The organism is Bacillus sp. FSL M8-0025, from assembly GCF_037975475.1.
Classification (GTDB): domain Bacteria; phylum Bacillota; class Bacilli; order Bacillales; family Bacillaceae; genus Bacillus; species Bacillus subtilis.
Map to the genome: position 1 here is coordinate 281,794 of NZ_CP150258.1, position 26,162 is coordinate 307,955.

Consider the following 26,162-nt stretch of genomic DNA (forward strand, 5'->3'; position numbering starts at 1 on the left):
AATTATGTTTTCAAACATTGGAATACCGGGCTTGATTCTGATCTTCGTCATCGCCCTCATTATTTTTGGCCCTTCCAAGCTGCCGGAAATCGGGCGTGCCGCCGGACGGACACTGCTGGAATTTAAAAGCGCCACAAAATCACTTGTGTCTGGTGATGAAAAAGAAGAGAAATCAGCTGAGCTGACAGCGGTAAAGCAGGACAAAAACGCGGGCTGAATGCTGATGAGGCAGACACCGGGTCTGCCTCTTTTTTTATGAAAGGGAGGGCTTTTTTGAATGGATAAAAAAGAAACCCATCTGATCGGGCATTTAGAAGAGCTTCGCCGCCGGATTATCTTCACCCTCGCGGCATTTTTTCTATTTCTCATCACGGCTTTTTTGTTCGTACAGGACATTTATGACTGGCTAATCAGGGATTTGGATGGAAAGCTGGCTGTGCTTGGGCCGAGTGAAATCCTCTGGGTGTATATGATGCTTTCCGGCATTTGTGCCATTGCGGCTTCTATCCCTGTTGCCGCGTACCAGCTGTGGCGTTTCGTTGCACCGGCGCTGACTAAAACGGAGCGCAAGGTGACGCTCATGTACATACCAGGTTTATTTGCGTTGTTTTTGGCGGGCATCTCCTTCGGATACTTTGTCTTGTTTCCGATCGTGCTCAGCTTTTTGACTCATTTATCCTCCGGCCACTTTGAAACGATGTTTACGGCTGACCGCTACTTTAGGTTTATGGTGAATTTGAGCCTGCCGTTCGGCTTCTTGTTTGAGATGCCCTTGGTGGTGATGTTTTTAACAAGGCTGGGCATCTTAAATCCTTACAGACTGGCCAAAGCGAGAAAGCTTTCCTATTTTCTGCTGATTGTCGTGTCCATATTGATTACACCGCCTGATTTTATTTCTGATTTTCTCGTGATGATCCCGCTTCTTGTCCTGTTTGAAGTGAGTGTCACCCTATCGGCGTTTGTCTACAAAAAGAGGCTGAGGGAAGAAACAGCGGCGGCCGCTTAGTGCAGCGTACCGCCCGGTGACTTCACATCCTCATCATATTGTGCGGCCGTAACAGCGGCGATTCTCAATGCCCGGACAATCGTGTCCAGGCTGAGGCTCGGCGCTGTTTTGTCGATTGTTTGCTGCGGAATGTAAGGAATATGAATAAAACCGCCGCGAATGTGCGGGGATGTCCGGCTAATGTGATCCATTAACCCGTAGAACAAATAGTTGCATACAAAGGTCCCCGCTGTGTAGGAAACCGAAGCTGGAATGCCGTGTTCCTTCATCTTAGCAGTCATTCGTTTCACGGGAAGCCCTGTCCAGTAAGCGGCGGGCCCATCTGGAGAAATCTCTTCATCAATCGGCTGATGTCCTTCGTTATCGGGGATTCGCGCATCTGCAAGGTTGATCGCCACCCGTTCCGGTGTAATCTGCATCCGTCCTCCTGCTTGGCCGACACAAATCACGATATCCGGCTGATGTGTTTGAATGGCTTGGCGCAGAGTGTCCAGAGCGGATCTAAAGACAGTAGGAATTTGTTCCGCTGTAATAATGGCTTCTTCCGTCTCGAAGCCATTAAGCCGTTTCGCCGCTTCCCATGATGGATTGACGGTTTCTTTGTCAAAAGGGTCAAAGCCAGTGATCAGCACTTTTTTTCTCATTCTCCCATCTCCTTTTTCTTTTATTCTATTGTTTATTTATGGGTTTTTCATCAAAATAATGTAAAGGAGTGAATCATAATGGAGCATTTGCCGCAGCAGTATCGTCATTTATTCCCAACCTTGCAGACGCATACGATGCTTGCCAGCTGTTCTCAGAGCGCTTTGGCAGAGCCTGTATCAAGGGCGATCCAGGATTATCATGATAGCCTGTTGTATATGGGGACGAACTGGAAAGAAGCGATCGAAAAAACAGAGTTTGCGAGAAACGAGTTTGCAAAGCTGATCGGGGCTGAACCGGATGAAGTGGCGATTGTGCCGTCAGTTTCTGATGCGCTGGTTTCTGTAGCATCGTCCTTAACTGCATTTGGAAAGAAGCACGTTGTATATACAGATATGGATTTTCCGGCGGTGCCTCATGTTTGGCAGGCACACTCCGATTATACCGTATCCGTCATTCCATCAATAGACGGCGTGCTGCCGCTTGAACAATATGAAACGCATATTTCGGATGAAACAGTACTGACGTGTGTTCCTCACGTTCATTATCGTGACGGCTATGTTCAGGATATAAAAGCGATTGCCGAGATTTCTCAGAGAAAGGGCTCTTTATTGTTTGTAGATGCTTATCAATCAGCCGGGCATATTCCCATTGATGTGAAGGAATGGGGCGTAGATATGCTGGCAGCAGGCACCCGGAAGTATTTGCTCGGCATACCGGGTGTGGCGTTTCTTTATGTGAGAAAGGAGCTGGCTGACGCACTGAAGCCGAAAGCATCAGCTTGGTTCGGAAGAGAGAGCGGATTTGATGGGGCTTATGCAAAAGACGCGCGCCGTTTTCAAACGGGCACCCCAGCTTTTATCAGCGTATACGCAGCTGCAGCGGCTTTATCGCTGCTGAATCATATTGGGGTTTCTCATATCAGGGATCATGTGAAAACGATCTGTGCCGATGCAGTTCAATATGCCGCTGAAAAAGGCCTGCAGCTGGCGGCGGCACAAGGTGGGGATCAGCCGGGCATGGTTGCGATCCGGGATGAGCGGGCATCGGAAACGGCGGCGTTGCTGAAGAAGAAAAAAGTGATTTGCGCGCCGCGGGAAAATGTGATCCGTCTCGCTCCCCATTTTTATAATACGAAGGAGGAAATGCGGCGCGCGATTGATGAAATCGCGGCGAAAACGATCCACAAGTAAACATAAAAAAAGCCCCTGAACATTAGTCAGGGGCTTTTCATATTAATGATCTACCTTCACGCGCTTCATAAAGAAAGCGCCAATTAAACCGATAATGGCAACAATCATTGCAAACACAAATGCGTGCTGTACACCCGCTGTCAAAGCTTGTGGGATGACTGCCGGATCGGCAGGGTTTTTAACTGTACTCATATAATCATGCTGGCCTGCAGCCATAATGCTGACCGCAACCGCTGTTCCGATAGCGCCAGCCATTTGCTGCAGCGTGTTCATAATGGCGGTGCCGTCTGGATAAAATTCACGCGGCAGTTGGTTTAAACCGTTTGTCTGTGCAGGCATCATGATCATAGAAATCCCGATCATCAAGCAGGTGTGCAGGATGATAATCAGCACAGCTGTTGAAGTGGTCGTGACATTTGAGAAGAACCATAGTACAACGGTGACAATCACAAATCCCGGAATGACAAGCCATTTCGGCCCGTATTTATCGAACAAGCGGCCTGTAACAGGGGACATAAATCCATTTAAAATACCGCCCGGCAAGAGAACAAGACCAGATGCAAATGCAGTCAGGACTAAGCCGCCTTGCAGATACATCGGCAGAAGCAGCATAGATGACAGAATGACCATCATACAAATGAACACCATGATCACACCCAAAATAAACATTGGGTATTTGAACGCACGGAGGTTCATCATCGGCTGCTTCATTGTCAGCTGGCGGATTGAAAATAGGATAAGGCCGACAACGCCGACAATCAGCGACACGATAACAGTCGGGCTGGACCATCCCCCGGAACCTTCACCCGCGTTGCTGAATCCGAACACAATGCCGCCGAAGCCAATCGTCGACAGGATGATAGACAATACATCGATTTTCGGCTTTGTCGTTTCAGATACATTCTGCATATATGCGATACCGAAAACAAGCGCCAGCACAAGGAACGGAAGAGAGATCCAGAAAATCCAGTGCCAGTTGAGATGCTCCAGAACCAATCCTGAGAAAGTTGGGCCGATGGCGGGCGCGAACATAATGACAAGCCCGATCGTTCCCATTGCGGCACCCCGTTTATGAGGCGGGAAAATCACCAAGATTGTGTTAAACATTAGGGGCAGTAAAAGACCGGTTCCAAGTGCCTGAACGATCCTTGCCGCTAATAAAAACGAGAAGCTCGGCGCAAGCGCCGCAATGAATGTACCTAAAATTGAAAAGATAAGTGACACGGTAAAAAGCTGTCTTGTTGTGAACCACTGCAACAGCAGTCCTGAAACAGGAACAAGGATACCGAGTACAAGCAGGTAGCCCGTCGTTAACCATTGGACGGTTGCCGCTGTAATGTTCAATTCCTTCATAAGGTCGGTTAACGCAATATTCAGCGCTGTTTCACTGAACATGCCGATAAAACCGGCCAACAGCAAGGAAATCATAATCGGCATCACTTTGTATTGCTGAGATGCTTTAGCTGTTGTTTCCAAAATCATTTCCCCTCTCTATCAACTGCATGTAGTATGTCGTTTTTTTATCTCTTCAGCAGGTCAGGAATGCAGCTGGAGATATGAAGGAGCGGCGTACTGTTTTTTGCCGTCAAAGATAAAAGGATGCCGCCTTCAATCATCGCGTTAACCACAGTGCTGGCTTCTTTTGCACGGCTCTCGCTGCAGCCAGTCTGCCGCAGTTTTTCCTCATACACAGAGGCCCATTCTTTGTAGGCTTCATGACAGGCTTCGCGCAACGGTTCGCTTTTCAATGACGTCTCAGCCGCTAGCAAGCCCACAGGCAAGCCTTCAATGTCTTCTGTACATGAAAACTGGCAGGAGAGCTCCTTCAAAAAGGCTTGAATGCCTTCCGCTGGATCGGTGTAGGATTCCATGCAGTCCGCGATTTTCTGACGGATATACTCCTTCATCTCATTCACGGCTTCGATCGCAAGCTGTTCTTTACCCCCGGGAAAGTGGTAGTAAAGAGAGCCTTTAGGCGCGCCGCTTTCCTTTATAATCTGGTTCAGCCCCGTGCCGTAATACCCTTGCAGCTGAAAAAGCCGGGTAGCTGCCGAAAGGATTTTCTCACGGGAATCTCCATAACTCATAACATTCCCACCTTACTGAATTGCAATCAAAAATATAGTGACTGGTCTATTATCTTGATTCAATCATCAATTGTCAAGAAAAATTCATTGTATGAAAAGACAAAAAAAGAAGGATATGACAACAAAAAATACTGAGAGAAAAGCTGACTGATCTTTTGACTGAATAGATAAAATGTACAATGATTAATCATCATATGGATGTAAGGAGAGAAATAGATGAAAAAACAACGAATGCTCGTACTTTTTACCGCACTATTGTTTGTTTTTACCGGATGTTCACATTCTCCTGAAACAAAAGAATCCCCGAAAGAAAAAACGCAGACACAAAAAGTCTCTTCGGCTTCTGCCTCTGAAAAAAAGGATCTGCCAAACATTAGAATTTTAGCGACAGGAGGCACGATAGCTGGTGCCGATCAATCGAAAACCTCAACAACTGAATATAAAGCAGGTGTTGTCGGCGTTGAATCACTGATCGAGGCAGTTCCAGAAATGAAGGACATTGCAAACGTCAGCGGCGAGCAGATTGTTAACGTCGGCAGCACAAATATTGATAATAAAATATTGCTGAAGCTGGCGAAACGCATCAACCACTTGCTCGCTTCAGATGATGTAGACGGAATCGTCGTGACTCATGGAACAGATACATTGGAGGAAACCGCTTATTTTTTGAATCTCACCGTGAAAAGTGATAAACCGGTTGTTATTGTCGGTTCGATGAGACCTTCCACAGCCATCAGCGCTGATGGGCCTTCTAACCTGTACAATGCAGTGAAAGTGGCAGGTGCCCCTGAGGCAAAAGGGAAAGGGACGCTTGTTGTTCTTAACGACCGGATTGCCTCAGCCCGATATGTCACCAAAACAAACACAACCACAACAGATACATTTAAATCAGAAGAAATGGGCTTCGTCGGAACAATTGCAGATGATATCTATTTTAATAATGAGATTACCCGTAAGCATACGAAGGACACGGATTTCTCGGTTTCTAATCTTGATGAGCTGCCGCAGGTTGACATTATCTATGGATACCAAAATGACGGAAGCTACCTGTTTGACGCTGCTGTAAAAGCCGGAGCAAAGGGGATTGTATTTGCCGGTTCTGGGAACGGGTCTTTATCTGACGCAGCCGAAAAAGGGGCGGACAGCGCAGTCAAAAAAGGCGTCACAGTGGTGCGCTCTACCCGCACGGGAAATGGTGTCGTCACACCAAACCAAGACTATGCGGAAAAGGACTTGCTGGCATCGAACTCTTTAAATCCCCAAAAAGCACGGATGTTGCTGATGCTTGCGCTTACCAAAACAAATGATCCTCAAAAAATCCAAGCTTATTTCAATGAGTATTGAAGAAAAGAAGGCGAATAAGCCTTCTTTTTTTGGCTTTTTAGGACCAATAATGACCTCTGAATCTTAAAATTTCTTTAAAAATAAGCCAAAATTACCCTTTACTTAATTAATTTGGTAACGTAATATAATTGAAGAATTTGTTACAAAAAAAGGAGGATATTATGAAATTTGTAAAAAGAAGGATCATTGCACTTGTAACAATTTTGATGCTGTCTGTTACATCGCTGTTTGCGTTGCAGCCGTCAGTAAAAGCCGCTGAACACAATCCAGTCGTTATGGTTCACGGCATTGGAGGGGCATCATTCAATTTTGCGGGAATTAAGAGCTATCTCGTATCTCAGGGCTGGTCGCGGGACAAGCTGTATGCAGTTGATTTTTGGGACAAGACAGGCACAAATTATAACAATGGCCCGGTATTATCACGATTTGTGCAAAAGGTTTTAGATGAAACGGGTGCGAAAAAAGTGGATATTGTCGCTCACAGTATGGGGGGCGCGAACACACTTTACTACATAAAAAATCTGGACGGCGGAAATAAAGTTGCAAACGTCGTGACGCTTGGCGGCGCGAACCGTTTGACGACAGGCAAGGCGCTTCCGGGAACAGATCCAAATCAAAAGATTTTATACACATCCATTTACAGCAGTGCCGATATGATTGTCATGAATTATTTATCAAGATTAGACGGTGCTAGAAACGTTCAAATCCATGGCGTTGGACACATCGGCCTTCTGTACAGCAGCCAAGTCAACAGCCTGATTAAAGAAGGGCTGAACGGCGGGGGCCAGAATACAAACTAATGAGATAAATAACCTTGAAGAGCCCTATTCTTCAAGGTTATTCTGCTTTCAGCACAATGGTTTTCGCCGCCATATCATGAACGGTTTGTTTTTTCTTCGTAAATGCGGCTGTCAAATAGATCAGGCGGGAGAATACATGCACCCACGCTATGATGTAACGGACAATCGCCTGTAGGAAAGAAATTTTCTCGTGTGTTTCGTCCCTCACGATTTGCAGCCCGATGATTTTTTTGCCCAGTGTGCCCTTCCAATTTGTCAGCGGCATCAGCAAAGGGTACACAATAAGCATCAATATGGCGACAATAATGACACCAGCGGACCCATCGCCAAACGTAAATCCGGCTGCCAAAATCACTGCTGCGGCAATGATTACATCAAGTAAAAGAGCGCAGGCGCGCAGCATGAAACCAGCTAGTTCCAATAGAAACACTCCTTAAAATGTTAAATAAACACCTAATGATTGTAAAAAAGAAGGGCCTAAAGTGGGAATAGGTGATAAGCCTTAAATCACAAAAGTTGGTGAAAATGTCATAGGTAAATTGGCATAATCAGCCAGCTTATCACATTACCAAATTCTTTTTTAGCCCGAAACCAAGCCCTCAGAAGTTATTTTTGTTAAAATAGAAAAGTTACAACAGAATTCGGAGGGTTTATTGTGGGAAAAGTGAAACGAAATGCCCCTTGCCCATGCGGCAGCGGCAAGAAATATAAAAAATGCTGCGGAAGTAAAGTTGTCGACTTCCCGGCGGAACTAGCGGCAAAAGAAGCGAAACAAATTCAGGAAGACTTAGTGGAGTATGCCTTCACAGTACATAGAGAAAGCATTTCAGGCTTTATCAACCAGCATGATTTTCTTTCTGCTATGGACAGACAGACGAAAGACATCAGCGTATTTAACTTAGGAATCTGGGGAATCTTCTTCCACCCGCTTGCTGGTGAGAAGACAATCTTCGAAGAGTACCTTCAGAAAAAAGGCGATTCGATCACTCGTCCGAAAACGCGTGAGATCGTAGAATCATGGCAGAGCATGACGCCTGCTTTATTGCTGCTGAAGGACCTGAAGGAAGGCATCATTCACTTTGAAGATGTCATTACGGCAAAACAATTCGAAGTGGAAATGGACGCCAGCAATCAAGACCTTCCTCCAGTGGGAAGCCTGATTCTTGGATACCCAATCCACGAAGCGGAAAAAGCAGAATTCTTCATGCAGTTCACGATCTTCCCGGTGAAGAGAACAGAAGCGCTGATCAGCAAGGTGAAGAAATATGCGGATGCCGCTGTGAAGGACGGCAAAACGCCGGAGGACTTCATGAAGCAGGAATTCAACAACGTTCTGTTCGCGTTGTTAGCTGAGAAAGATGAAGAGCCACAAGCAGAGAAAGCGGAAGTAAGCACTGTTGAGTGGGCAAACGACTTGGAGAAAGAAACCGCTGCGGCTATTGAAGAAGGCATGAGCGGGGAAGAGTATCCGACTGAATTGATCCCAGCTGTTATTGACATCTGGAAAACATTCTGCGAGAAAAAATCACCTGTCATCAGAAAGCCGGAAGCTTTTGCGGCGGCAGTTGAATATTATGTAAACGCAATTTCTCTTAACGGCGCGTCCGTTTCCCAGGCTAAACTGGCGAAAAAATACGGCGTTAGCGCATCAACGATTTCCAGCCGTTACAAAGAAATTGAAAGCACGCTGCAAGATGAAGCAGATCGTTTTGCACAAGCGTTATCCTCATAATGGAAAAAACCTTGAAAAGCCAGGCTTTTCAAGGTTTTTTTATTTCTGAAACGGAATTTTGATTTCTAACCGGAAGACGGGGTGGCGGTAGGTAAAATCCAGCCTGCCAAAAGCGCTCTTCACCAGTTTTTGAATGATATATGTGCCCATGCCTTCATGAGCGCCGTTTTTCGTTGAGCGGCCAAACGATTGATAAATTGTATCGAGCACTTTTGGGTCCATCCCGGGAGTGCTGTTTTCACAAGTCAGTACATAAAGTCCGCTGCGCAGTGAAGTTTCCAGTTTAATCTCTGCTTTTTCTCGGGCCTCCGCTGCGCTGTCGAGCGCATTTTCTAATATGTTGCCGACCAAGCTGACCTGATCAGCAGGCGAAAACGGAAGGGAAGAAAGCGGTGTATGCATATGCAGCGAAACACTCACATTCGAGGCGCGGGCTTTTTCTAAAAAATCATAAAGCACCCCTGCAACGTACGCGTTCTCTCCTTTCAAAAAACGGTCATATTGCCTGAATTGATCCGCCCAGTTTTGAATATATGCTTGTGTATCTGCCTTGGGCTGAGCTGATTTGATTGCAGTGATATGTTTCATTGTGTCATGATTCCGGCTTCTGACATCAATCAGCATTTGATTGGCGTGCTGTTCAGCTTGAGTCAGCTTATCAATTTGATCAGAAAGCCTTGCCTGTAAAGCAGACTGTCCGATACGGAGCCCTTCACACCCTGCAAATATCGCGATTACACATAATACCGGCATGATGTCTGTGCCAATCAACACTACTCCCGCCGACATCACTTGAATCACCGCAATCCACGCACAAAGCCCTGAGGAACAGTGTTTCCACACCCGCTTCGTATTCCAAATGTACAATCCTGCAGCAGCTGCGCCTAAAGCAGCGGTGAGCCAAGAGACGGCTGTGCTGTGTGAAAGAGCAGCAGCTCCCTGATAACATATGAAACTAAATAAAACCAGATAAAGACATTGAAAAAGGGTAATCACGTTCCGAACTCCTCAAAAATAGTAGTTTTGAAAATAATCAAGCTGCTGCTTAGTGATCATCGCTTTTTTAGACGTTCCCTCAAAGGAAACTGTGAATGAATGCTTGGTATAAGCGGAAAAATGCTTTATGTAATGAATGTTGATAATAAAGGAACGATGCGAACGAAGAAAATCCTTTTCGGGCAGGTCGCCTTTAATATCATTTAATGTTTGATACGTTTGCACCTCTTCGGCGGTTGTCACAATCGTCGTCGAACGTCCCGTCCGTTCTGCGAAAATAATATCCTTCTTTTGCAGGACGTGCATTTCAGACTTTTGCTTTATCAATATACGCCCATTCAAACTCGTTTCCGTTTTCTTTTTCAAGTACCGGTCGAAGGAAGCGGCCAGACGGTCGGCATAGTACGGCTTCATAATATAATCATGGACGTTCAGGTCAAAGGCGTGAACCGCATAACCGCCGTGGCCGGTAACAAAAATCACATCCACATCAAGTGAATGGGATTTGATCAAATCAGCAAGCTCGTAGCCAGACATATGGGGCATCTCGATATCGGCAAGCAGCAGATCAATGTCTCCGTTCTTTACCCGCCTGTAGGCTTCCTTCGCTGAATCGGTGGAAAAGACAATTTCGACGTCCTGCATTCTGGACACGATCGCTTCCAGCTTCTCTAAATCTACTCGATAATCATCTACAAGTCCGACTTTTACCATTATCATTCCCCTAGTTACATAGAATCATCTTTATTCTATCCCATTTCGCGACATAAAAAGAACTCTTCGCGACAACTTTATCCAACTAATCCAGCTTTTCGTATATAGTCATTACTAGAAATAAAGATAAGGGAGATTGTGACATGATTACACTGACCGATTGCAGCCGCAGGTTTCAGGATAAGAAAAAAGTAGTCAAAGCGGTGCGAGATGTAAGCTTAACAATTGAAAAAGGAGAAGTCGTCGGCATTCTCGGAGAAAACGGTGCCGGCAAAACGACGATGCTGAGAATGATTGCTTCCTTGCTTGAACCATCACAGGGTGTAATCACAGTAGACGGCTTTGACACGGTCAAGCAGCCGGCTGAAGTCAAAAAAAGAATCGGTGTCTTATTCGGAGGAGAAACCGGGCTTTACGACAGGATGACCGCTAAAGAAAATCTCCAATACTTCGGCAGGCTGTATGGGCTGAACCGCCACGAGATCAAAGCAAGAATAGAAGATTTATCGAAACGGTTCGGCATGCGCGATTATATGAACCGGAGAGTGGGCGGGTTTTCGAAAGGCATGAGGCAGAAAGTCGCCATTGCCAGAGCGCTGATTCACGATCCGGACATCATTTTATTTGATGAGCCGACAACTGGGCTTGATATTACGTCAAGCAACATCTTCCGCGAATTTATACAGCAGCTGAAAAGAGAACAAAAAACGATTCTTTTCTCCAGCCACATTATGGAGGAAGTGCAGGCGCTCTGTGACAGTGTCATCATGATTCACAGCGGAGAGGTGATTTACCGAGGGGCGCTTGAATCACTATACGAGAGCGAGCGCAGTGAGGATTTGAATTACATCTTTATGTCTAAGCTTGTCAGGGGGATTTCTTAAATGCTGAGCCATATTTATAAAAAAGAAATGATCGACGCTTTGCGCGACAGAAAAACGATTTTACTTACAATCTTAGTGCCGATGATTATGATGCTTGGACTTGTCTTTTTTTATGAAAGCATGCTGTCCGACAAAGGGGAGCAGTACACGCTGGCTGTCGGCCATTCGCTTCCGCCCGCACTGGAAAGCAAGCTTAATGAGATTGACGAAATCAGCTTAAAAACATTTGCAAAGCCTGAAGAGGCAGTTGATGAAGGAAAAGCAGATGCCTATCTGAACGTCCCGAAAGAGTTCGACTCATATGTCAACAGCATGACACCTTTTAAGGTTGATGTTTACGGCAATTCAATCGATCAAGGGTCTTCAAATGCCATGCAGCTTGTGCAGTCTGCCTTAGATCAGTACAAAAATGAAATTGTGCAGCAACGTTTAACAAATAAGCGCATTGATCAATCGGTCATCCAGCCATTTACGATTCAGCAAAAGGAAGCGGATGAGGAGAAAGGGACTTCCGCTATTATGCTTTCCGCCATTCTGCCCATGCTGATTCTGACTTCCATTGTTTCCGGCGCAATGCCGATCGCTCTTGATATCATGGCCGGTGAAAAGGATCGGAAGTCAATCGAGGCGCTGCTATTAACGCCAGTCAGCAGAAACAAAATGCTGGTCGGCAAGTGGCTTGCGGTTTCCACTTTTGGCGTGGCTTCAGGTGTATTGGCTTTGGTGTTTTTGATTTTGTCCACCGTGTTATTTACCGAAAATTTAAAAACGGCCTTCCAGCTGGGAGATCATATGTGGAGTGTAATCGGCGCTTCAGCGCTAATCATTGTGCTCTCTGCATTGCTGATATCTGCGATGGAGCTTTTCATCAGCATCATGTCCAGCTCGGTAAAAGAAGCACAAAGTTATATGTCTCTCGTCGTCTTTTTGCCTGTATTCCCGATGTTTTTCATCTTCAGCAAGGCACCGAACCAATTTGACTTATCATACTTTCTCATCCCGTTTCTGAACCTGCATGCGTTATTTAAACAGCTCTTATTCGGGATGGTTGATCCGGCTGCCATTTTGTCTACGTCAGGAACCATCGCCGTGCTGATCGCCATCTTCTTTTTACTAGCCAGAGCCTGCTTCCTGAAAGACAAATGGGTTCTCCCAAAATAAACTTGCGAAAGGAGAAATACACTTTCTCCTTTTTGTATATCCTGAAAAAAGAAGGAAAATAGAAAAAGGATATCTAATACAAAAAGTGACCCTGCACTATTTTTCATCAAAATTGGTTTCAAAGGAGAAGGAACAATGGATCAAACACGTACACTCGGCAAAACGAAGCTGAAGGTGAAGCGGATCGGATTCGGCGCGAATGCGGTCGGCGGGCATAATCTATTTCCAAATCTAAATGATGAAACAGGGAAGGATTTAGTGCGCACGGCATTGGATGGCGGCGTCAATTTTATCGATACCGCCTTTATATATGGATTGGGGCGATCTGAAGAATTAATCGGCGAAGTCGTACAGGAACGCGGCGTGCGGAATGAGCTCATCATCGCCACCAAAGGAGCTCATAAAGAAGTGAACGGCAGCATTGAATTAGACAATAGCCGGGAGTTTCTTCGCAGCGAGGTCGAGAAGAGCCTAAAGCGGCTGAAAACAGATTACATTGATTTGTATTATGTTCACTTTCCGGATGGAAAAACACCTCTCGCTGAAGTGGCGGGCACTTTGAAAGAGCTGAAGGATGAGGGGAAAATCAAAGCAATCGGCGCTTCGAACCTCGATTATCAGCAATTGCAGGATTTTAATGCTGACGGCTATTTGGAGGTCTTCTAGACCGAATATTCTCTCATACAGCGTGATGCCGAGAAAGAGCTTCTTCCATACTGTGAAAAACAAGGCATCTCCTTTATTCCTTACTTTCCGCTTGCGTCCGGACTGCTGACAGGAAAATTCACGCAAGACACAGTCTTTGATGATTTCAGAAAGGATAAACCTCAATTTCAGGGTGAAACATTTATCCACAATCTCAAAAAAGTAGATAAGCTGAAAGCAGTAGCGGAGGAAAAACAAGCGGATACGGCACATGTCGCCTTGGCGTGGCTGTTAACGAGACCGGCGATTGATGCCATTATTCCAGGAGCTAAACGACCTGAGCAATTACAGGATAACCTGAAAACCTTGAACATTGAACTCACCGAAGACGAAGTGAATTTCATCAGCGACATTTTTAAATAAAAAGGAAATAGCCGTCAAGGCTATTTCCTTTTGGTGTTTTATTCTTTGATGAATGCTTCGACTAATTCTGCTGCTCTGTAATCATCCATATCAAGCTGCCATTGATCGATGTCATTTTTCTTCATTTTCACTTCAACTGTTTTTTCAGATGAAGCAGGTCCAAGCTTTTTGAATTCCTCAGGGTAGACTTGAAGCGCGTATTTCACTGCCTCTTCATAGCTGGCACTAGAGTTTTTACTGTAGTAGTCTTTCACTTTGTCTTCGATACGGTCTGAAAGAGAAGATGCATCTACAGGTTTAACTGTGGCTTCAACAATTGCTTCGTCTTTAGAGATTGAAGTCGTTTTTGCTTGAATGGAAGAGTTTTTGCTTAATCCCTCTTTAATGCCGTTCACGATATTATCAAGCGCTTTGCTGTCCGCATATGTGCTGGAAAGGCCGGAAGCTGAGAGATAACCGTCTTTGGCTGATTCATTGAAATCATTTACAATTTCATTTTTGTTAGCGCCGGTGATTTTTTCGAAATCGGCGTTATCTTTGCCGAAAAGAAGGACATCAACATAAGCTGATAACGCTTTTGCAGAATCTTGAAGCTTATCTGCCGTCGCCAGGATTTTTTTGTCTTTTCCGTCAATTTTAAAAGTAACTGATTTTGGCTTTTTATCACCGTAAGATTCCGGCGTATAGTTGAGCTCGTATTGCTTGCCTTTATCTACAACGAAGAAAAGATTTCCTTCAACGGATTTGTCAGCGTTAATCGTGCTGCCTTGAAGCTTTTCGCTATAGTCTTCAGGGTCTGTGTCAGACATTTTGGTATCACCTTGATACAATGTGAAATCCATACTGTCTACATTCAGCGGGTCTTTTCCTGTGTTTTTCACCGCGACATTGACTTTTAACACAAGCTGGTCATCTGAAGTGGACTTATCATATTTAGACGGAAGTGTGTAAGAGACATCCTTGATTTTGACTTGAGCTATATCTGAGCTTTTTTCTGTTTCTGATTCTTTCTTCTCCGCGCTTGTTTTGCTGCCGGAACAAGCAGCTGTAAACATCATCAGCAGAAGAATTAGGAAAACAGCGTACGTTTTTTTCTGAAACATTCATTTTTCCTCCTCAAATGGTTTAGGAAAGGGGAGTCTTTTGTCTTTGAGAAATGGATCTTTTTGAATGGATTAGCATCATATAACCAAAAAAATCAGTTCTTTTCTCACGGTTTTCACCGGATTTTCTGGAAACTCCGCCCTCCTTTGTCATGAATGGACCTATAAAAAGTTACAACGGAATTAATTTTAAGATTATTAGCTTTTATATTGAATAGGTTCATCATCCTATTTTTGGTGAAAAATGTTCTGGTAAAACTGGTAAACTCAGAAAACTGTGTATTTTAGACTATTACTTTTTGATTAGTTGGAGGGAACTTAAGAAGGATGAAAGGGGCCGCCTTTGTGAAGAAAGAGGGACTGAAACAAAAAGCACTGGAAATCGGCCGGGTGCCGACACACTTAAAACTGGAAATTGAAGATTATGGCGGTGATGATAAAAGAGCTCATTTTTGTTGGGCAGATCCTCAGGATGAGAATACCGGCATTATCGTGGAGCTTGGACCGGACGGAGAGCTGGAATCCCTTTCCCGTGATATTGAGCCTGAAAGCGGAGAAAGGCTGTCTGAGGAGAAACTAGAGGATATCATGCGCCAATTTGTCGAGACTCATCATCCGGGGGCACTCTCTGCCTTTGTTCGTGAAGAAAATGACCGTGCATACGGCGATAAAGTGAGATTTTCATATGTTCAAATGGAGGCTGGGCTTCCTCTCCCCATGAGCGGATTTATGGCTGATGTTTCCTTATCAGGTGAGATCGTTTACTTCCGCTATTACGGCGAAGCAGGCAGCATCATCAAGCCAAAGAGGGTCGCGGATGTTGAAGAGGCACTTGCCTTTATCAAGAAGGACGTGGAGTTCGACCTTTTGTTTGAGGTTCTCCATCGTTCTGTTTACAAAAACGGAGATGATCAGCCGCATTTGGTGTATGAGCCTGAATGTAGGGCGATTACCGTACCTGCGGATTTGGTTCAAGAAGAACAAGGAGGAGTTGATGATGACGATGATTACAGGGAGCCGGAGAGCTTTCCTCTCCCTTTATTCGAGGGCATCCGCGAAAAGGCCGATCCTGACAGCATGATTGGTATTGAAAATGGGTTTGTCAAAGAGCGGGAAGCGGATTTGGGAGATGGGAGAATCGGAATCGTTTGGCGGAATCCGGATGACCCTGTGTATCAGCCGGCGGATAAAAGCATGGACAGCTGGTTTAAGGGACGGACTCATCAAGTGCTGAAAACCATCTATAACAAAGAAACCGGAAAACTCGAAGGCGTCATGTCATTTATGGAGGAAAAAGGGCCGCTGACAGTAACTTTGGCAGAGTGCGAAAAAATCGCGCTTCGCTTTCTGTTTGCTTTATTTCCGAATGCCGATCAATATTTTAGGATCAGATACGACGAAAAGGATGAAGAAGAAAACGCAGTCGCTGGTTTTACGTTTGAAGCGCATTGTCACGGGGTTCCGATCCGATTTGGGCAGATCAGAATTTGTGTCAGCCGCCAGACAGGGGATATCACTGTTTATATGGGACCGGATATTGACCCAAATAAGCTGGCAGCCATTGATCCCATTCCGGCCATTTCAGTTGAACAAGCCAAGGCTATCTTTTGGCAGCATTTTAAAGTTGAGCTTGGCTGGGAAAGAGAGTACGGAGATGATGAAGAACCACAGCTACCGGCTCGTCTATAAGCCGGTGTATCCGCGTTTTATCGATGCACATACAGGAGAGCCTGTCTTCAGCTCATGGTAAAACAGCCAAAAGTCACGCAATTGCCTCAGGTATAGAAGAGAGTGCGTGATGAAAGTAACAGAAAGAATCTCGAAAAACAATGACAATAATAGAAAAGGACCTTTCTTCACTTTAAAAGAAGAAAGGTCTTTTTATATAATAAACAGGATTCTCTTTGTCGTAGACTCTTTGAAAGGGATGACTTCATTGGTTAATAAACAGCTGAAAAAGAAGGCGCAGGAGATCGGAAATGTACCGACGCATTATGAGCTTGAGATAGAAGATTATGGCCAAAAGCAAAAGAAGAACGGGCAGGCATATTTTATCTGGAAGAACCCTAAAGATCCGGAAAAGCACATTACAGTTGAACTTAGAAATGACGGCGCTTTGCTCACCTTTTCAACAACTGTCCGCTCCGAGACAGACAAACAACTTCCAGATGCCGAGCTGAAGCTGACGGCTCTTCAGTTTGCCGCTGCGAATCATCCCGGCACATTTATGAATTTTCATTTTCAAGGCAAGGAAGAACGGGGGCAGCACATCCGGTTTGTCTATACCAAAATGGAGCTGGGGCTTCCGATTCCCAATTCAGGCTTTTTAATTGATATGACACGCAACGGTCAGATTGTCCACTTTCTATATTACGGGGAAGGGCATAAAGCCGAAGTTCCGACGGAATTTGTAGCAAAAGAGAAGGTTGTGTCCCATTACTTAAACACAATGTCTTTTGAGCTGATGTACGATGTCATTGATGGCGAACAGGAACCAAGGCTTGTTTATGAACCGATTCTCCCGGGATACAGCTATCCCGCAGATGTAGACGAAATTGTGCCCGACCAGCATATCGCAGATGAAAGAATAGAAAACACGGCGCCACTACCGCCGCTTCAGTACAAGGAAGAAGTTGATATATTTGCCTTGCTGGGTTTTACCTCTGATATGCAGAAAGTCAGTGAAAGAGACTTTGGAGAACAAATTGGAAGCACGTGGCGCAGAGGCGCTGCGCCGGAGCGTAAGGATTTAAGCATAGGAAGCTATTTTGAAACGAGAAATAAAAACACAATCAAAATGAAGACGGATAAAAGAACAGGAAAATTAAAAGCAGCGCTTTCTTTTATGGAGCGGCCGAACAACCGCCAATGCTCCACGGAAGAATGCCAAGAGATAGCGCTTCAATTTTTGTATGCCCTTTATCCGAGAGCGGCTGAGTTTTTCAGGGTGAATCCCGTCCGAATTGATGAAAGAGGGAGAGTCCGCAACCATTTTTCTGTCTGGTATAAAGGAGTGCCGCTGCGGTTCGGCGCTGCCCGCATCATTGTCAATCCGGAAACTGGGTTGATTGACGCTTTTATGGCGCCTGATATTGAACCTGAACAATTGGAAGCGATAAATCACAGGCCGGATGTTTCCGCTGAAGAAGCAAGAGAAGCGTTTTTAGCCGCTTTTGATGTGAAACTGGAATGGCAGCCTGATTTTACAGCAGGCAGTGACCAGCACTGCAAACTTGTCTATAAGCCGGTTTACCCTTCCTATATTGATGCGCACATAAGGAAAAAGAAAAGGCTGTGAGGGGTGTCTAGTTAGGAATCATCTCCAAGTGGGGGTAGTCCTTGAATCGTTTCCAATCCCCGCCCCATTCGAAACCGAGTGTCTTAGCGATCTCGACAACCTCCAGCCAATCTGATTTTCCGTTTTGATTGCCGTCATATTCCATATCCCATATGATGCTGCCATCCTTTTTTTGAAGGGCGAAATCAATCGCTAAACCATAGTTATGATACGATTCCCCTCCTCTTGCATAGGTGACAATATTCCCTTTTTTTGTACGTCCCTGTTTATATAATTCATCTTGTTCCTTAAAGGACCTGAATCCTTCAGTAATGACGACGTCAATGCCCTTATTCGCTGCAGCGGCTTTGAGTGCATCGGCATTCTGCTTCACAATCGGATGAAGATCCGAGGGGACAGGCATGTCCTGCAAGGCGTTTTGAGAATGCCATTCATGCCGAATATAACTAAAACAAAGATCTAGAAGAAATAGAATACATAAGATAACAAATGTTTTTGCGGGTAACTTCATATCGGTCTCACTTTCTCAAGATGTGCTGAATGTTAACGCTTTTAAGTGATTGACTCTCTCTAAAAGCGAACAGCTATGATAAAATATAACATAAATAGTAGCAGGAGGAAGGAGGCAGACCGATGAGAGCAAAGATTCCATCAGAAGAAGTAGCAGTAAAGCTGAATGAATGGTACAAGCTCATTCGCGCATTTGAAGCAGATCAAGCAGAAGCGTTAAAGCAGGAGATTGAATACGATTTAGAAGATATGGAAGAGAACCAGGACTTGCTTTTATATTTTTCTTTGATGGAATTCCGGCATCGAATCATGCTTGATAAGCTGATGCCGGTGAAAGACAGCGACACCAAGCCTCCGTTCTCTGATATGCTGAACGAAATTGAAAGCAATCAGCAAAAACTCACGGGCTTACTGGAATACTACTTTTATTATTTCAGAGGAATGTACGAATTCAAGCAGAAAAATTTCATATTAGCGATTGACCATTATAAACATGCCGAGGAGAAGCTCGAGTATGTCGAGGATGAGATCGAAAAAGCTGAGTTTCTTTTTAAAGTCGCAGAAGTGTATTATCACATCAAACAAACGTATTTTTCCATGAATTATGCGAGCCAGGCGCTTGATATCTATACGAAATATGAACTGTACGGTCGCCGCCGGGTTCAGTGTGAATTTATCATCGCCGGAAATTTGACCGATGTGTATCATCATGAAAAAGCACTGACCCACTTGTGCAGCGCTTTAGAACATGCCAGGCAGCTTGAAGAAGCGTACATGATCGCCGCTGCCTATTATAATGTCGGACACTGTAAGTACAGTCTGGGTGATTACAAAGAAGCGGAGGGCTATTTCAAAACAGCCGCCGCCATTTTTGAGGAGCACAACTTTCAGCAAGCTGTTCAAGCTGTATTTTCACTGACCCATATCTACTGTAAAGAGGGAAAATACGACAAGGCAGTAGAGGCGTATGACCGCGGGATAAAGAGCGCGGCTGAATGGGAGGATGACATGTACTTGACGAAATTCCGCCTCATTCATGAGCTGTATCTTGGAAGCGGCGACCTGAACGTGCTTACAGAATGCTTTGACCTGCTGGAATCCAGGCAGCTTCTTGCCGACGCCGAAGATCTGCTGCATGATACAGCGGAACGTTTCAATCAACTGGAACATTACGAGTCCGCCGCTTTCTTTTACCGCAGGCTGATGAATATTAAAAAGAAGCTTGCCGAGCAGCGTTTTCAATAGGAAATGGCAGAGAACTACAGGTTCTCTGCTTTTTTTGTGCTGTTTTCAACTCGGAAAAACAGGGTATTTTCCACTGCATAGTGAGAAACAGAGGAGGATATCAAGTATGTACAAAGATTTAACCGGAAAAACAGCGATTGTGACAGGGTCTTCAAAAGGAATCGGGAAAGCCATTGCGGAACGGTTCGGACAGGAGAAAATGAATGTTGTTGTAAACTACCACAGCGACCCGTCTGGAGCCGATGAAACCCTGGAAATCATTAAGCAGAACGGAGGGAAAGCCGTCGCAGTTGAGGCGGACGTGTCAAAAGAAGAGGGGATTCAGGCGCTCTTGGACACAGCTTTAGAGCATTTCGGCACGCTCGATGTGATGGTAAACAACTCCGGTTTTAACGGCGTTGAGGCGATGCCGCATGAGATGAGTCTTGAAGATTGGCAGAGAGTGATTGATGTCAATGTTACCGGAACCTTTCTGGGAGCGAAAGCAGCACTTAACCACATGATGAAAAACAATATCAAGGGCAATGTGCTGAATATCTCAAGTGTTCATCAGCAGATTCCGCGCCCTGTCAACGTTCAGTATTCCACATCCAAAGGCGGCATCAAGATGATGACGGAAACGCTGGCGCTCAATTATGCGGATAAGGGAATCCGCGTCAATGCGATAGCGCCCGGCACCATTGCCACAGAATCAAATGTTGATACGAAAAAGGAAGAGAGCAGGCAAAAACAATTGAAAAAAATCCCGATGAAAGCCTTCGGAAAGCCTGAAGAAGTGGCGGCAGCAGCGGCTTGGCTCGTATCTGAGGAAGCAAGCTATGTGACCGGCACAACACTTTTCGTCGATGGCGGGATGACACTTTATCCGTCTCAGCTTGAATAGAACACAAAACAGGGGGATTGCGGGATGAAAACAGACTGGTGGAAGGATGCAGTGGTGTACCAAATTTACCCGAGAAGCTTTCAGGACAGCAATGGAGACGGAATTGGGGACTTGCGGGGGATTATTTCCCGTCTTGACTACATAAAGGAGCTCGGGGCAGATGTGATTTGGATTTGCCCGATCTATCCTTCTCCGAATGTTGATTACGGCTATGATGTGACAAACCATAAGGCGATTATGGATTCTTACGGAACAATGGACGATTTTCACGAGCTGCTGGACCAGGTGCATCAGCGGGGATTAAAGCTGGTGATGGACTTTGTGTTAAATCACACCTCGGTCGAGCATCCGTGGTTTAAAGAAGCGGAGCTGGACAAAAACAGCAAATACCGTAGCTATTATTATTGGCGTCCCGGCACAAAGAACGGCCCGCCGACGGACTGGCTCTCAAACTATGGATGCCCGGTCTGGCAATACGAAGAGCACACCGGAGAATACTATCTCCATATGAATGCCGTCAAACAAGCTGATTTAAACTGGGAAAATCCCGAAGTTCGCCGGGCGGTGTATGACATGATGAAATTTTGGCTCGATAAAGGGGTCGACGGTTTGCGAATTGATCAGCTCCATCTCATTTCTAAGAAAGAATATCTTCCTTCGTATGAGGACTATATCAATCAGCAGGCAGAGCCGAAGCCCTTTCAGCCAAATGGCGAACGAATCCATGACTATTTAAAAGAAATCACAGATGAAGTGTTTTCTCATTATGATGTCATGTCTGTCGGAGAGGTCGGCAGTGTCACACCGGAAGAAGGCTTGAAATATACGGGAACAGATAAGCATGAGCTGAATATGATTTTTCACTTTCAGCATATGGAGCTTGATCAGCAGCCCGGAAAAGAACATTGGGATTTGAAGCCCCTTGAGCTTTCTGATTTAAAATCGGTTTTGACAAAATGGCAAAAGAAGCTTGAACATCAAGGCTGGAATACATTGTTTTGGTGCAACCACGACCAGCCCCGGATTGTGTCCAGATTCGGAGACGATGGGGAATACCGCAAAGCATCAGCGAAAATGCTGGCAGCCGTAATTTATTTTATGAAGGGCACGCCGTATATTTATCAGGGAGAAGAAATCGGGATGACAAACGCGCCGTTCACCCGGATTGAAGACTACAAAGATATCCAAACGATCAATATGTATCATAAACGGGTGTTTGAAAAAGGCTATGATCCAAATGATGTGATGAGATCGATCTTAGCCAAAAGCCGGGATCACGCCCGGACCCCGATGCAGTGGAACAGCGGCAAAAATGCCGGATTTACTGACGGCACGCCTTGGCTGAAGGTCAATCCGAACTTCACCGCAATCAATGTGGAGGAAGCGCAGGGAGATCCTGATTCTGTCTTAAACTATTACAAAAAGCTGATCAGCCTGAGAAAGCAGTACGCTGACCTCATGAAAGGGAGCTTTGATCTTTTGCTTCCGGACGATCCGCAGTTGTTTGTATACATGAGAGAAAACAGTAAACAACAGCTTTTGTCGGTCAATAATTTTTCAAAAGAGCAGGCTGTTTTTCAGTGGCCTAAGAACTGCGGCAAAGCTCAGGCCTCACTGCTTCTCAGCAATTATAACAACGATGATCTTGATGACGAAATGGTGTTCCGGCCTTATGAGAGCAGGGTCTATCTTCTGGACAAAACAAACTAATGATTGAAGTAGCCCGGCATTTTTAGCCGGGTTTTTTTAGTACATATATTCGCTCTGCAGGCGGGAAGAATAAATGAAAATGAAATTTATTCTTGCAAAACGTAATGACTTCGGTTTATTATGATATAGGATTACAAAATCGTTATCATTTTGATTTAAAGTTACTGAAAAAGAGGGGATATACGATATGTTTAAAAAATGGAGCGGTTTGTTTGTGATTGCAGCGTGCTTTTTATTGGTTGCAGCATGCGGCAACTCATCAACAAAAGGGTCGGCGGATTCAAAGGGTGATAAACTGCACGTTGTCACAACGTTCTACCCGATGTATGAATTCACAAAACAAATTGTAAAAGACAAAGGCGATGTGGATCTGTTAATCCCATCTTCCGTTGAACCGCATGATTGGGAACCGACGCCGAAAGACATTGCTAACATTCAGGATGCTGATTTGTTCGTTTATAATAGTGAATACATGGAGACATGGGTTCCGTCAGCTGAAAAAAGCATGGGCCAAGGCCATGCCGTTTTCGTTAATGCAAGCAAAGGTATTGATTTAATGGAAGGCTCTGAAGAAGAACACGAAGAGCATGATCATGGGGAGCATGAGCACAGTCATGCAATGGATCCTCACGTATGGCTCAGCCCTGTTCTGGCACAGAAGGAAGTTAAAAATATTACGGCTCAAATCGTGAAGCAGGACCCGGATAACAAAGAATACTATGAGAAAAATAGTAAAGAATATATTGCAAAACTGCAGGATCTTGATAAACTATATCGTACAACCGCAAAAAAAGCGGAGAAAAAAGAATTTATCACGCAGCATACAGCTTTTGGCTATCTGGCAAAAGAATACGGCTTGAAGCAGGTTCCGATTGCAGGGCTGTCACCTGACCAAGAACCGAGTGCAGCCAGCTTGGCAAAGCTGAAAACATATGCCAAAGAACATAATGTAAAAGTCATTTACTTTGAAGAAATTGCATCCTCAAAGGTCGCAGATACGCTCGCCAGTGAAATCGGCGCGAAGACAGAAGTGCTGAATACATTGGAAGGCTTGAGCAAAGAAGAACAGGATAAAGGTTTAGGGTATATCGACATTATGAAACAAAACCTCGATGCCCTGAAAGATTCACTATTGGTTAAATCATAAGATAGTGTGCGCCGGAGGGTGCACACTATTTCTTTGTGAGAAAGGAAGATTAACATGAATCTCGTCTCATTGAAAGATATCGTTTTCGGCTATTCCCATACGCCTGTTTTAGATAAAGTATCACTTGATATTGAAAGCGGTGAGTTCGTCGGCATCACTGGACCAAACGGCGCCTCTAAATCGACGCTCATAAAGGTAATGCTCGGCATGCTGAAACCGTGGGAAGGCACAGTGACGATCAGTAAAAGGAATACAGAAGGGAAACGCCTGACCATAGGGTACGTCCCGCAGCAAATTTCTTCATTTAATGCCGGCTTTCCGAGCACGGTGCTGGAGCTTGTTCAGTCAGGCCGCTATACAAAAGGGAAATGGTTTAAACGTTTAAATGAAGAAGATCATCTTGAAGTAGAAAAAGCACTGAAAATGGTGGAAATGTGGGAGCTCCGTCATCGTAAAATCGGTGATTTATCAGGCGGACAGAAACAGAAAATCTGTATCGCCAGAATGCTCGCCAGCAACCCGGATCTGCTGATGCTGGACGAACCGACGACAGCTGTTGATTACGACAGCAGAAAAGGATTTTACGAATTTATGCATCACCTTGTGAAAAATCACAACCGCACAGTTGTGATGGTTACTCACGAACAAAACGAAGTACAGCAATTTTTAGATAAAGTGATTCGATTAGAGAGAGGAGAAAAAGGCGGATGGAAATGTTTGACTTGGAATTCATGCGACGAGCTTTTCTAGCAGGCGGCATGATCGCCGTTATGGCTCCGATACTAGGAGTGTATCTCGTTCTCAGAAGACAGGCCTTAATGGCTGACACACTTTCACATATCTCATTGTCAGGTGTTGCCATCGGCTTTTTTCTCAGCACCAATATAACCGCAGCAAGCATAGTCGTCGTGACCATTGGCGCGATCGGAATTGAATACATGCGGCGGGCGTATCGGACTTATTCAGAAGTGTCCATTGCCATCTTAATGGCAGCTGGTTTGTCCTTCGCGATGTTTTTAATCAGCCTTTCCAAAGGCACAGCCAATATGAGCATCGATCAATACCTATTTGGATCGCTTGTGACAGTAAACCAGCAGCAGGTCTATATTATCAGTATTATCACACTGCTGATCCTGCTTTATTTTATCGTACTGAGAAGGCCGCTCTACCTGCTGACGTTTGATGAAGCAACAGCCAAAACATCGGGAATCAATACAAACGTTCTCTCGTTGTCATTCAGTATTGTCACAGGCCTTGCGATTTCAGTCATTATTCCGATCATCGGGGTCCTTCTTGTATCAGCCCTGCTCGTATTGCCGGCAGCATTCGCCATCAGAATTGCAAAAGGCTTTAACATGGTTTTCATTACAGCCATACTCATTTCGTTATTCAGCGTATTTACGGGACTGACATCATCCTATCAGCTCGGGACGCCGCCAGGTCCGTCTATTACCCTGCTATTGATTGTTTTGCTATTAATCGGATTTGCAGTTCAGGGAGTTTGGACGTTTATCAAAAAAGAAGCTCAGCGCAAAAAAAGGCACCGATAACATGAAAAGCAGTTTTCCCTAGGGAAAACTGCTTTTTTTATAGAACCAATCCAGCAAGGCGCTCATACGATTCTTTTTTCGCCTCAAAATTAAACACATTGCACAGAACCATGATTTCATTTGTTTCATAGCGGCCTGTGAGGTCTAACAGCTGTTGTTTGACAGTGGTTGGAGAACCGATCACCATCCGCTTTCTGTTTTCTTCTATGAGTTTTTTATCGGACGCTGTATAGGGATGGGCTTTAGCCTCCTCGATGCTTGGCACGCGGCTGTCCAAGCCTTTTCCGACGCGAAGAAGCCACAAATCCTGGCTTAATGCGAGTTCTTCTGCCTCTTCATCTGTTTTCGCGCAAATGACAAAAATCGTAAAAAGTGCGGATGGATTCGAAAAATGGGCTGAGGGCCGAAAGCTTTCCCGGTAGATGCGGAATGCATTTTCTCCTCGCTCGGGATTAATGAAATGCCCAAACACATATCCAATCCCCTGGTGCGCCGCGCGTCTTGCGCTGTTTTCACCAAGACCAAGCACCCATAGCTCGGGTGCCGTGCCAATAAGGGGCGCCGCTTTGATTCCGGCATACGGATGGTCGGGAGGAAGGGAATCTGTTAGAAAATAAGAGACATCCTGCAGCTGTCTGTTAAATTCGGTTAAGCTTTTTTTCACCCCGTCCGTTAATGCAAGTCTGGTTTTTGTCGTGCCGCCGGGGGAGCGACCGACGCCGAGGTCAATCCGGTTTGGATACAGGGCTTCAAGCTGGCGAAAGGTTTCAGCCACTTTAAATGGGCTGTATTGGGGCAGAAGCACGCCGCCTGATCCGACACGAATGGTGTTTGTCTGTGCTGCGATGCGGGCGATCATGATTTCAGGCGCTGTGCTTGCCAGTCCTTTCGTGCTGTGATGCTCGGCAAACCAATAACGCTTATAGCCCCACTGTTCGCTTAATTGGGCAAGCTCAACCGAATGCTGGAGAGTTGTCACAGGGCTTTCTCCTTTAGAAACAGGTGCCTGATCAAGTATGCTTAAATGAATCAAAAGGCCGCTTCCTTTCTGTCTGTTTTTAGATGGTGACACAAGAATAGGCAAAATGA

Annotated in this window: 25 protein-coding genes and 2 pseudogenes; 17 read left to right on the plus strand and 10 right to left on the minus strand. The window is 45.1% G+C overall.

Annotated elements, in window-relative coordinates; translation table 11 throughout:
• Positions 1-4: 4 nt before the first annotated feature.
• A complete protein-coding gene (gene tatAD, locus MKX38_RS01555) occupies positions 5-217 on the plus strand; it encodes a sec-independent protein translocase protein TatAD (RefSeq protein ID WP_003223835.1) in 213 nt (70 codons plus the stop codon).
• 60 nt (positions 218-277) lie between these two features.
• The gene (tatC, locus tag MKX38_RS01560; RefSeq protein WP_339188384.1) at positions 278-1,006 is read left to right on the plus strand and encodes a twin-arginine translocase subunit TatC; all 729 of its coding nucleotides are present in this window, start codon (positions 278-280) and stop codon (positions 1,004-1,006) included.
• On the opposite strand, the gene pcp is transcribed toward tatC, so the two are convergent.
• Entirely contained in the window at positions 1,003-1,650 is a 648-nt protein-coding gene (gene pcp, locus MKX38_RS01565; protein WP_339188386.1) for a pyroglutamyl-peptidase I, read from the minus strand. The two genes, tatC and pcp, sit on opposite strands and share 4 nt — an antisense overlap.
• A 78-nt stretch (positions 1,651-1,728) precedes the next feature.
• On the opposite strand from pcp, the gene MKX38_RS01570 reads away from it, so the two are divergent.
• Positions 1,729-2,841, plus strand: coding sequence for an aminotransferase class V-fold PLP-dependent enzyme (locus MKX38_RS01570; protein ID WP_326132465.1), 1,113 nt, complete (start codon positions 1,729-1,731; stop codon positions 2,839-2,841).
• 42 nt (positions 2,842-2,883) lie between these two features.
• On the opposite strand, the gene lmr(B) is transcribed toward MKX38_RS01570, so the two are convergent.
• The gene (lmr(B), locus tag MKX38_RS01575) at positions 2,884-4,323 is read right to left on the minus strand and encodes a lincomycin efflux MFS transporter Lmr(B) (RefSeq protein WP_010886396.1); all 1,440 of its coding nucleotides are present in this window, start codon (positions 4,321-4,323) and stop codon (positions 2,884-2,886) included.
• A gap of 38 nt (positions 4,324-4,361) precedes the next feature.
• Entirely contained in the window at positions 4,362-4,928 is a 567-nt protein-coding gene (gene lmrA / locus MKX38_RS01580) for a transcriptional regulator LmrA (RefSeq protein WP_014478725.1), read from the minus strand.
• 216 nt (positions 4,929-5,144) lie between these two features.
• Here lmrA and ansZ point away from each other — a divergent pair, with 216 nt between their 5' ends.
• Together ansZ and lipA are read left to right on the plus strand one after the other, a co-directional pair.
• A complete protein-coding gene (gene ansZ / locus MKX38_RS01585; protein ID WP_029726973.1) occupies positions 5,145-6,272 on the plus strand; it encodes an asparaginase AnsZ in 1,128 nt (375 codons plus the stop codon).
• A gap of 161 nt (positions 6,273-6,433) precedes the next feature.
• Positions 6,434-7,072 (plus strand): lipase LipA, encoded by a 639-nt coding sequence (lipA, locus tag MKX38_RS01590; RefSeq protein ID WP_038428323.1) that lies wholly within the window; start codon positions 6,434-6,436, stop codon positions 7,070-7,072.
• Positions 7,073-7,109: 37 nt separating this feature from the next.
• Here the strand turns inward: lipA and MKX38_RS01595 are convergent, their stop codons facing one another.
• Positions 7,110-7,493, minus strand: coding sequence for an RDD family protein (locus MKX38_RS01595; RefSeq protein ID WP_029317228.1), 384 nt, complete (start codon positions 7,491-7,493; stop codon positions 7,110-7,112).
• Positions 7,494-7,727: 234 nt separating this feature from the next.
• Here MKX38_RS01595 and MKX38_RS01600 point away from each other — a divergent pair, with 234 nt between their 5' ends.
• Positions 7,728-8,804, plus strand: a complete 1,077-nt coding sequence (locus tag MKX38_RS01600) for a helix-turn-helix domain-containing protein (protein ID WP_003246276.1) — start codon at positions 7,728-7,730, stop codon at positions 8,802-8,804.
• Positions 8,805-8,843: 39 nt separating this feature from the next.
• On the opposite strand, the gene natK is transcribed toward MKX38_RS01600, so the two are convergent.
• Positions 8,844-9,800, minus strand: coding sequence for a two-component system sensor histidine kinase NatK (gene natK / locus MKX38_RS01605; RefSeq protein ID WP_339188392.1), 957 nt, complete (start codon positions 9,798-9,800; stop codon positions 8,844-8,846).
• A gap of 12 nt (positions 9,801-9,812) precedes the next feature.
• Positions 9,813-10,514: a two-component system response regulator NatR gene (gene natR / locus MKX38_RS01610; protein WP_003234759.1), complete on the minus strand. Its 702-nt coding sequence runs from the start codon at positions 10,512-10,514 to the stop codon at positions 9,813-9,815.
• Positions 10,515-10,657: 143 nt separating this feature from the next.
• Here natR and natA point away from each other — a divergent pair, with 143 nt between their 5' ends.
• The 3 genes and pseudogenes from natA to MKX38_RS01625 all read left to right on the plus strand — a co-directional run bounded on the left by natA (position 10,658) and on the right by MKX38_RS01625 (position 13,627).
• Positions 10,658-11,398 (plus strand): sodium ABC transporter ATP-binding protein NatA, encoded by a 741-nt coding sequence (natA, locus tag MKX38_RS01615; protein ID WP_015252894.1) that lies wholly within the window; start codon positions 10,658-10,660, stop codon positions 11,396-11,398.
• Positions 11,399-12,559, plus strand: coding sequence for a sodium ABC transporter permease NatB (natB, locus tag MKX38_RS01620; protein WP_069963962.1), 1,161 nt, complete (start codon positions 11,399-11,401; stop codon positions 12,557-12,559).
• 135 nt (positions 12,560-12,694) lie between these two features.
• Positions 12,695-13,627 (plus strand): annotated as a pseudogene (locus MKX38_RS01625) (aldo/keto reductase).
• A gap of 38 nt (positions 13,628-13,665) precedes the next feature.
• On the opposite strand, the gene MKX38_RS01630 reads toward MKX38_RS01625, so the two are convergent.
• Positions 13,666-14,730: a DUF4352 domain-containing protein gene (locus MKX38_RS01630; protein WP_003234750.1), complete on the minus strand. Its 1,065-nt coding sequence runs from the start codon at positions 14,728-14,730 to the stop codon at positions 13,666-13,668.
• 22 nt (positions 14,731-14,752) lie between these two features.
• Positions 14,753-14,884, minus strand: a complete 132-nt coding sequence (locus MKX38_RS01635; protein ID WP_003246334.1) for a hypothetical protein — start codon at positions 14,882-14,884, stop codon at positions 14,753-14,755.
• A 173-nt stretch (positions 14,885-15,057) separates the two neighbouring features.
• On the opposite strand from MKX38_RS01635, the pseudogene MKX38_RS01640 reads away from it, so the two are divergent.
• Both MKX38_RS01640 and MKX38_RS01645 read left to right on the plus strand, forming a co-directional pair.
• Positions 15,058-16,480, plus strand: a pseudogene (locus MKX38_RS01640) (YcdB/YcdC domain-containing protein).
• Positions 16,481-16,666: 186 nt separating this feature from the next.
• On the plus strand, positions 16,667-18,028 hold the full coding sequence (locus tag MKX38_RS01645; protein WP_339188395.1) for a YcdB/YcdC domain-containing protein: 1,362 nt from the start codon (positions 16,667-16,669) through the stop codon (positions 18,026-18,028).
• Between the two features lie 7 nt (positions 18,029-18,035).
• Here the strand turns inward: MKX38_RS01645 and cwlK are convergent, their stop codons facing one another.
• Positions 18,036-18,539: a peptidoglycan L-alanyl-D-glutamate endopeptidase CwlK gene (gene cwlK / locus MKX38_RS01650; protein ID WP_069322342.1), complete on the minus strand. Its 504-nt coding sequence runs from the start codon at positions 18,537-18,539 to the stop codon at positions 18,036-18,038.
• A 122-nt stretch (positions 18,540-18,661) separates the two neighbouring features.
• On the opposite strand from cwlK, the gene rapJ reads away from it, so the two are divergent.
• The 6 genes from rapJ to znuB all read left to right on the plus strand — a co-directional run bounded on the left by rapJ (position 18,662) and on the right by znuB (position 25,073).
• Positions 18,662-19,783: a response regulator aspartate phosphatase RapJ gene (rapJ, locus tag MKX38_RS01655; protein WP_003246478.1), complete on the plus strand. Its 1,122-nt coding sequence runs from the start codon at positions 18,662-18,664 to the stop codon at positions 19,781-19,783.
• A 106-nt stretch (positions 19,784-19,889) separates the two neighbouring features.
• The gene (locus MKX38_RS01660; RefSeq protein ID WP_015382686.1) at positions 19,890-20,666 is read left to right on the plus strand and encodes an SDR family oxidoreductase; all 777 of its coding nucleotides are present in this window, start codon (positions 19,890-19,892) and stop codon (positions 20,664-20,666) included.
• 24 nt (positions 20,667-20,690) lie between these two features.
• On the plus strand, positions 20,691-22,376 hold the full coding sequence (locus tag MKX38_RS01665; protein ID WP_080528888.1) for an alpha-glucosidase: 1,686 nt from the start codon (positions 20,691-20,693) through the stop codon (positions 22,374-22,376).
• A gap of 187 nt (positions 22,377-22,563) precedes the next feature.
• Positions 22,564-23,523: a metal ABC transporter substrate-binding protein gene (locus tag MKX38_RS01670; RefSeq protein ID WP_003234733.1), complete on the plus strand. Its 960-nt coding sequence runs from the start codon at positions 22,564-22,566 to the stop codon at positions 23,521-23,523.
• A 54-nt stretch (positions 23,524-23,577) separates the two neighbouring features.
• A complete protein-coding gene (gene znuC, locus MKX38_RS01675) occupies positions 23,578-24,273 on the plus strand; it encodes a zinc ABC transporter ATP-binding protein ZnuC (RefSeq protein ID WP_014475714.1) in 696 nt (231 codons plus the stop codon).
• Positions 24,231-25,073, plus strand: coding sequence for a zinc ABC transporter permease ZnuB (gene znuB / locus MKX38_RS01680; RefSeq protein WP_014478745.1), 843 nt, complete (start codon positions 24,231-24,233; stop codon positions 25,071-25,073). Before znuC ends, znuB begins: the two co-directional genes overlap by 43 nt.
• 37 nt (positions 25,074-25,110) lie before the next feature.
• Here znuB and MKX38_RS01685 read toward each other — a convergent pair whose 3' ends face one another.
• Complete coding sequence (locus MKX38_RS01685) at positions 25,111-26,106, minus strand: LLM class flavin-dependent oxidoreductase (protein WP_339188401.1); 996 nt, start codon at positions 26,104-26,106, stop codon at positions 25,111-25,113.
• Positions 26,107-26,162 lie beyond the last annotated feature (56 nt).

Bases quoted from the DNA above. Each gene is read 5' to 3' on its own strand.
- MKX38_RS01635 (WP_003246334.1), bottom strand. From the start codon at position 14,884: ATGACAAAGGAGGGCGGAGTTTCCAGAAAATCCGGTGAAAACCGTGAG.
- lmrA (WP_014478725.1), bottom strand. From the start codon at position 4,928: ATGAGTTATGGAGATTCCCGTGAGAAAATCCTTTCGGCAGCTACCCGG.
- tatAD (WP_003223835.1), top strand. From the start codon at position 5: ATGTTTTCAAACATTGGAATACCGGGCTTGATTCTGATCTTCGTCATC.
- MKX38_RS01670 (WP_003234733.1), top strand. From the start codon at position 22,564: ATGTTTAAAAAATGGAGCGGTTTGTTTGTGATTGCAGCGTGCTTTTTA.
- MKX38_RS01570 (WP_326132465.1), top strand. From the start codon at position 1,729: ATGGAGCATTTGCCGCAGCAGTATCGTCATTTATTCCCAACCTTGCAG.
- rapJ (WP_003246478.1), top strand. From the start codon at position 18,662: ATGAGAGCAAAGATTCCATCAGAAGAAGTAGCAGTAAAGCTGAATGAA.
- MKX38_RS01660 (WP_015382686.1), top strand. From the start codon at position 19,890: ATGTACAAAGATTTAACCGGAAAAACAGCGATTGTGACAGGGTCTTCA.
- lipA (WP_038428323.1), top strand. From the start codon at position 6,434: ATGAAATTTGTAAAAAGAAGGATCATTGCACTTGTAACAATTTTGATG.
- MKX38_RS01665 (WP_080528888.1), top strand. From the start codon at position 20,691: ATGAAAACAGACTGGTGGAAGGATGCAGTGGTGTACCAAATTTACCCG.
- pcp (WP_339188386.1), bottom strand. From the start codon at position 1,650: ATGAGAAAAAAAGTGCTGATCACTGGCTTTGACCCTTTTGACAAAGAA.
- natA (WP_015252894.1), top strand. From the start codon at position 10,658: ATGATTACACTGACCGATTGCAGCCGCAGGTTTCAGGATAAGAAAAAA.
- cwlK (WP_069322342.1), bottom strand. From the start codon at position 18,539: ATGAAGTTACCCGCAAAAACATTTGTTATCTTATGTATTCTATTTCTT.
- ansZ (WP_029726973.1), top strand. From the start codon at position 5,145: ATGAAAAAACAACGAATGCTCGTACTTTTTACCGCACTATTGTTTGTT.
- tatC (WP_339188384.1), top strand. From the start codon at position 278: ATGGATAAAAAAGAAACCCATCTGATCGGGCATTTAGAAGAGCTTCGC.
- znuC (WP_014475714.1), top strand. From the start codon at position 23,578: ATGAATCTCGTCTCATTGAAAGATATCGTTTTCGGCTATTCCCATACG.
- natR (WP_003234759.1), bottom strand. From the start codon at position 10,514: ATGGTAAAAGTCGGACTTGTAGATGATTATCGAGTAGATTTAGAGAAG.
- znuB (WP_014478745.1), top strand. From the start codon at position 24,231: ATGGAAATGTTTGACTTGGAATTCATGCGACGAGCTTTTCTAGCAGGC.
- natB (WP_069963962.1), top strand. From the start codon at position 11,399: ATGCTGAGCCATATTTATAAAAAAGAAATGATCGACGCTTTGCGCGAC.
- MKX38_RS01630 (WP_003234750.1), bottom strand. From the start codon at position 14,730: ATGTTTCAGAAAAAAACGTACGCTGTTTTCCTAATTCTTCTGCTGATG.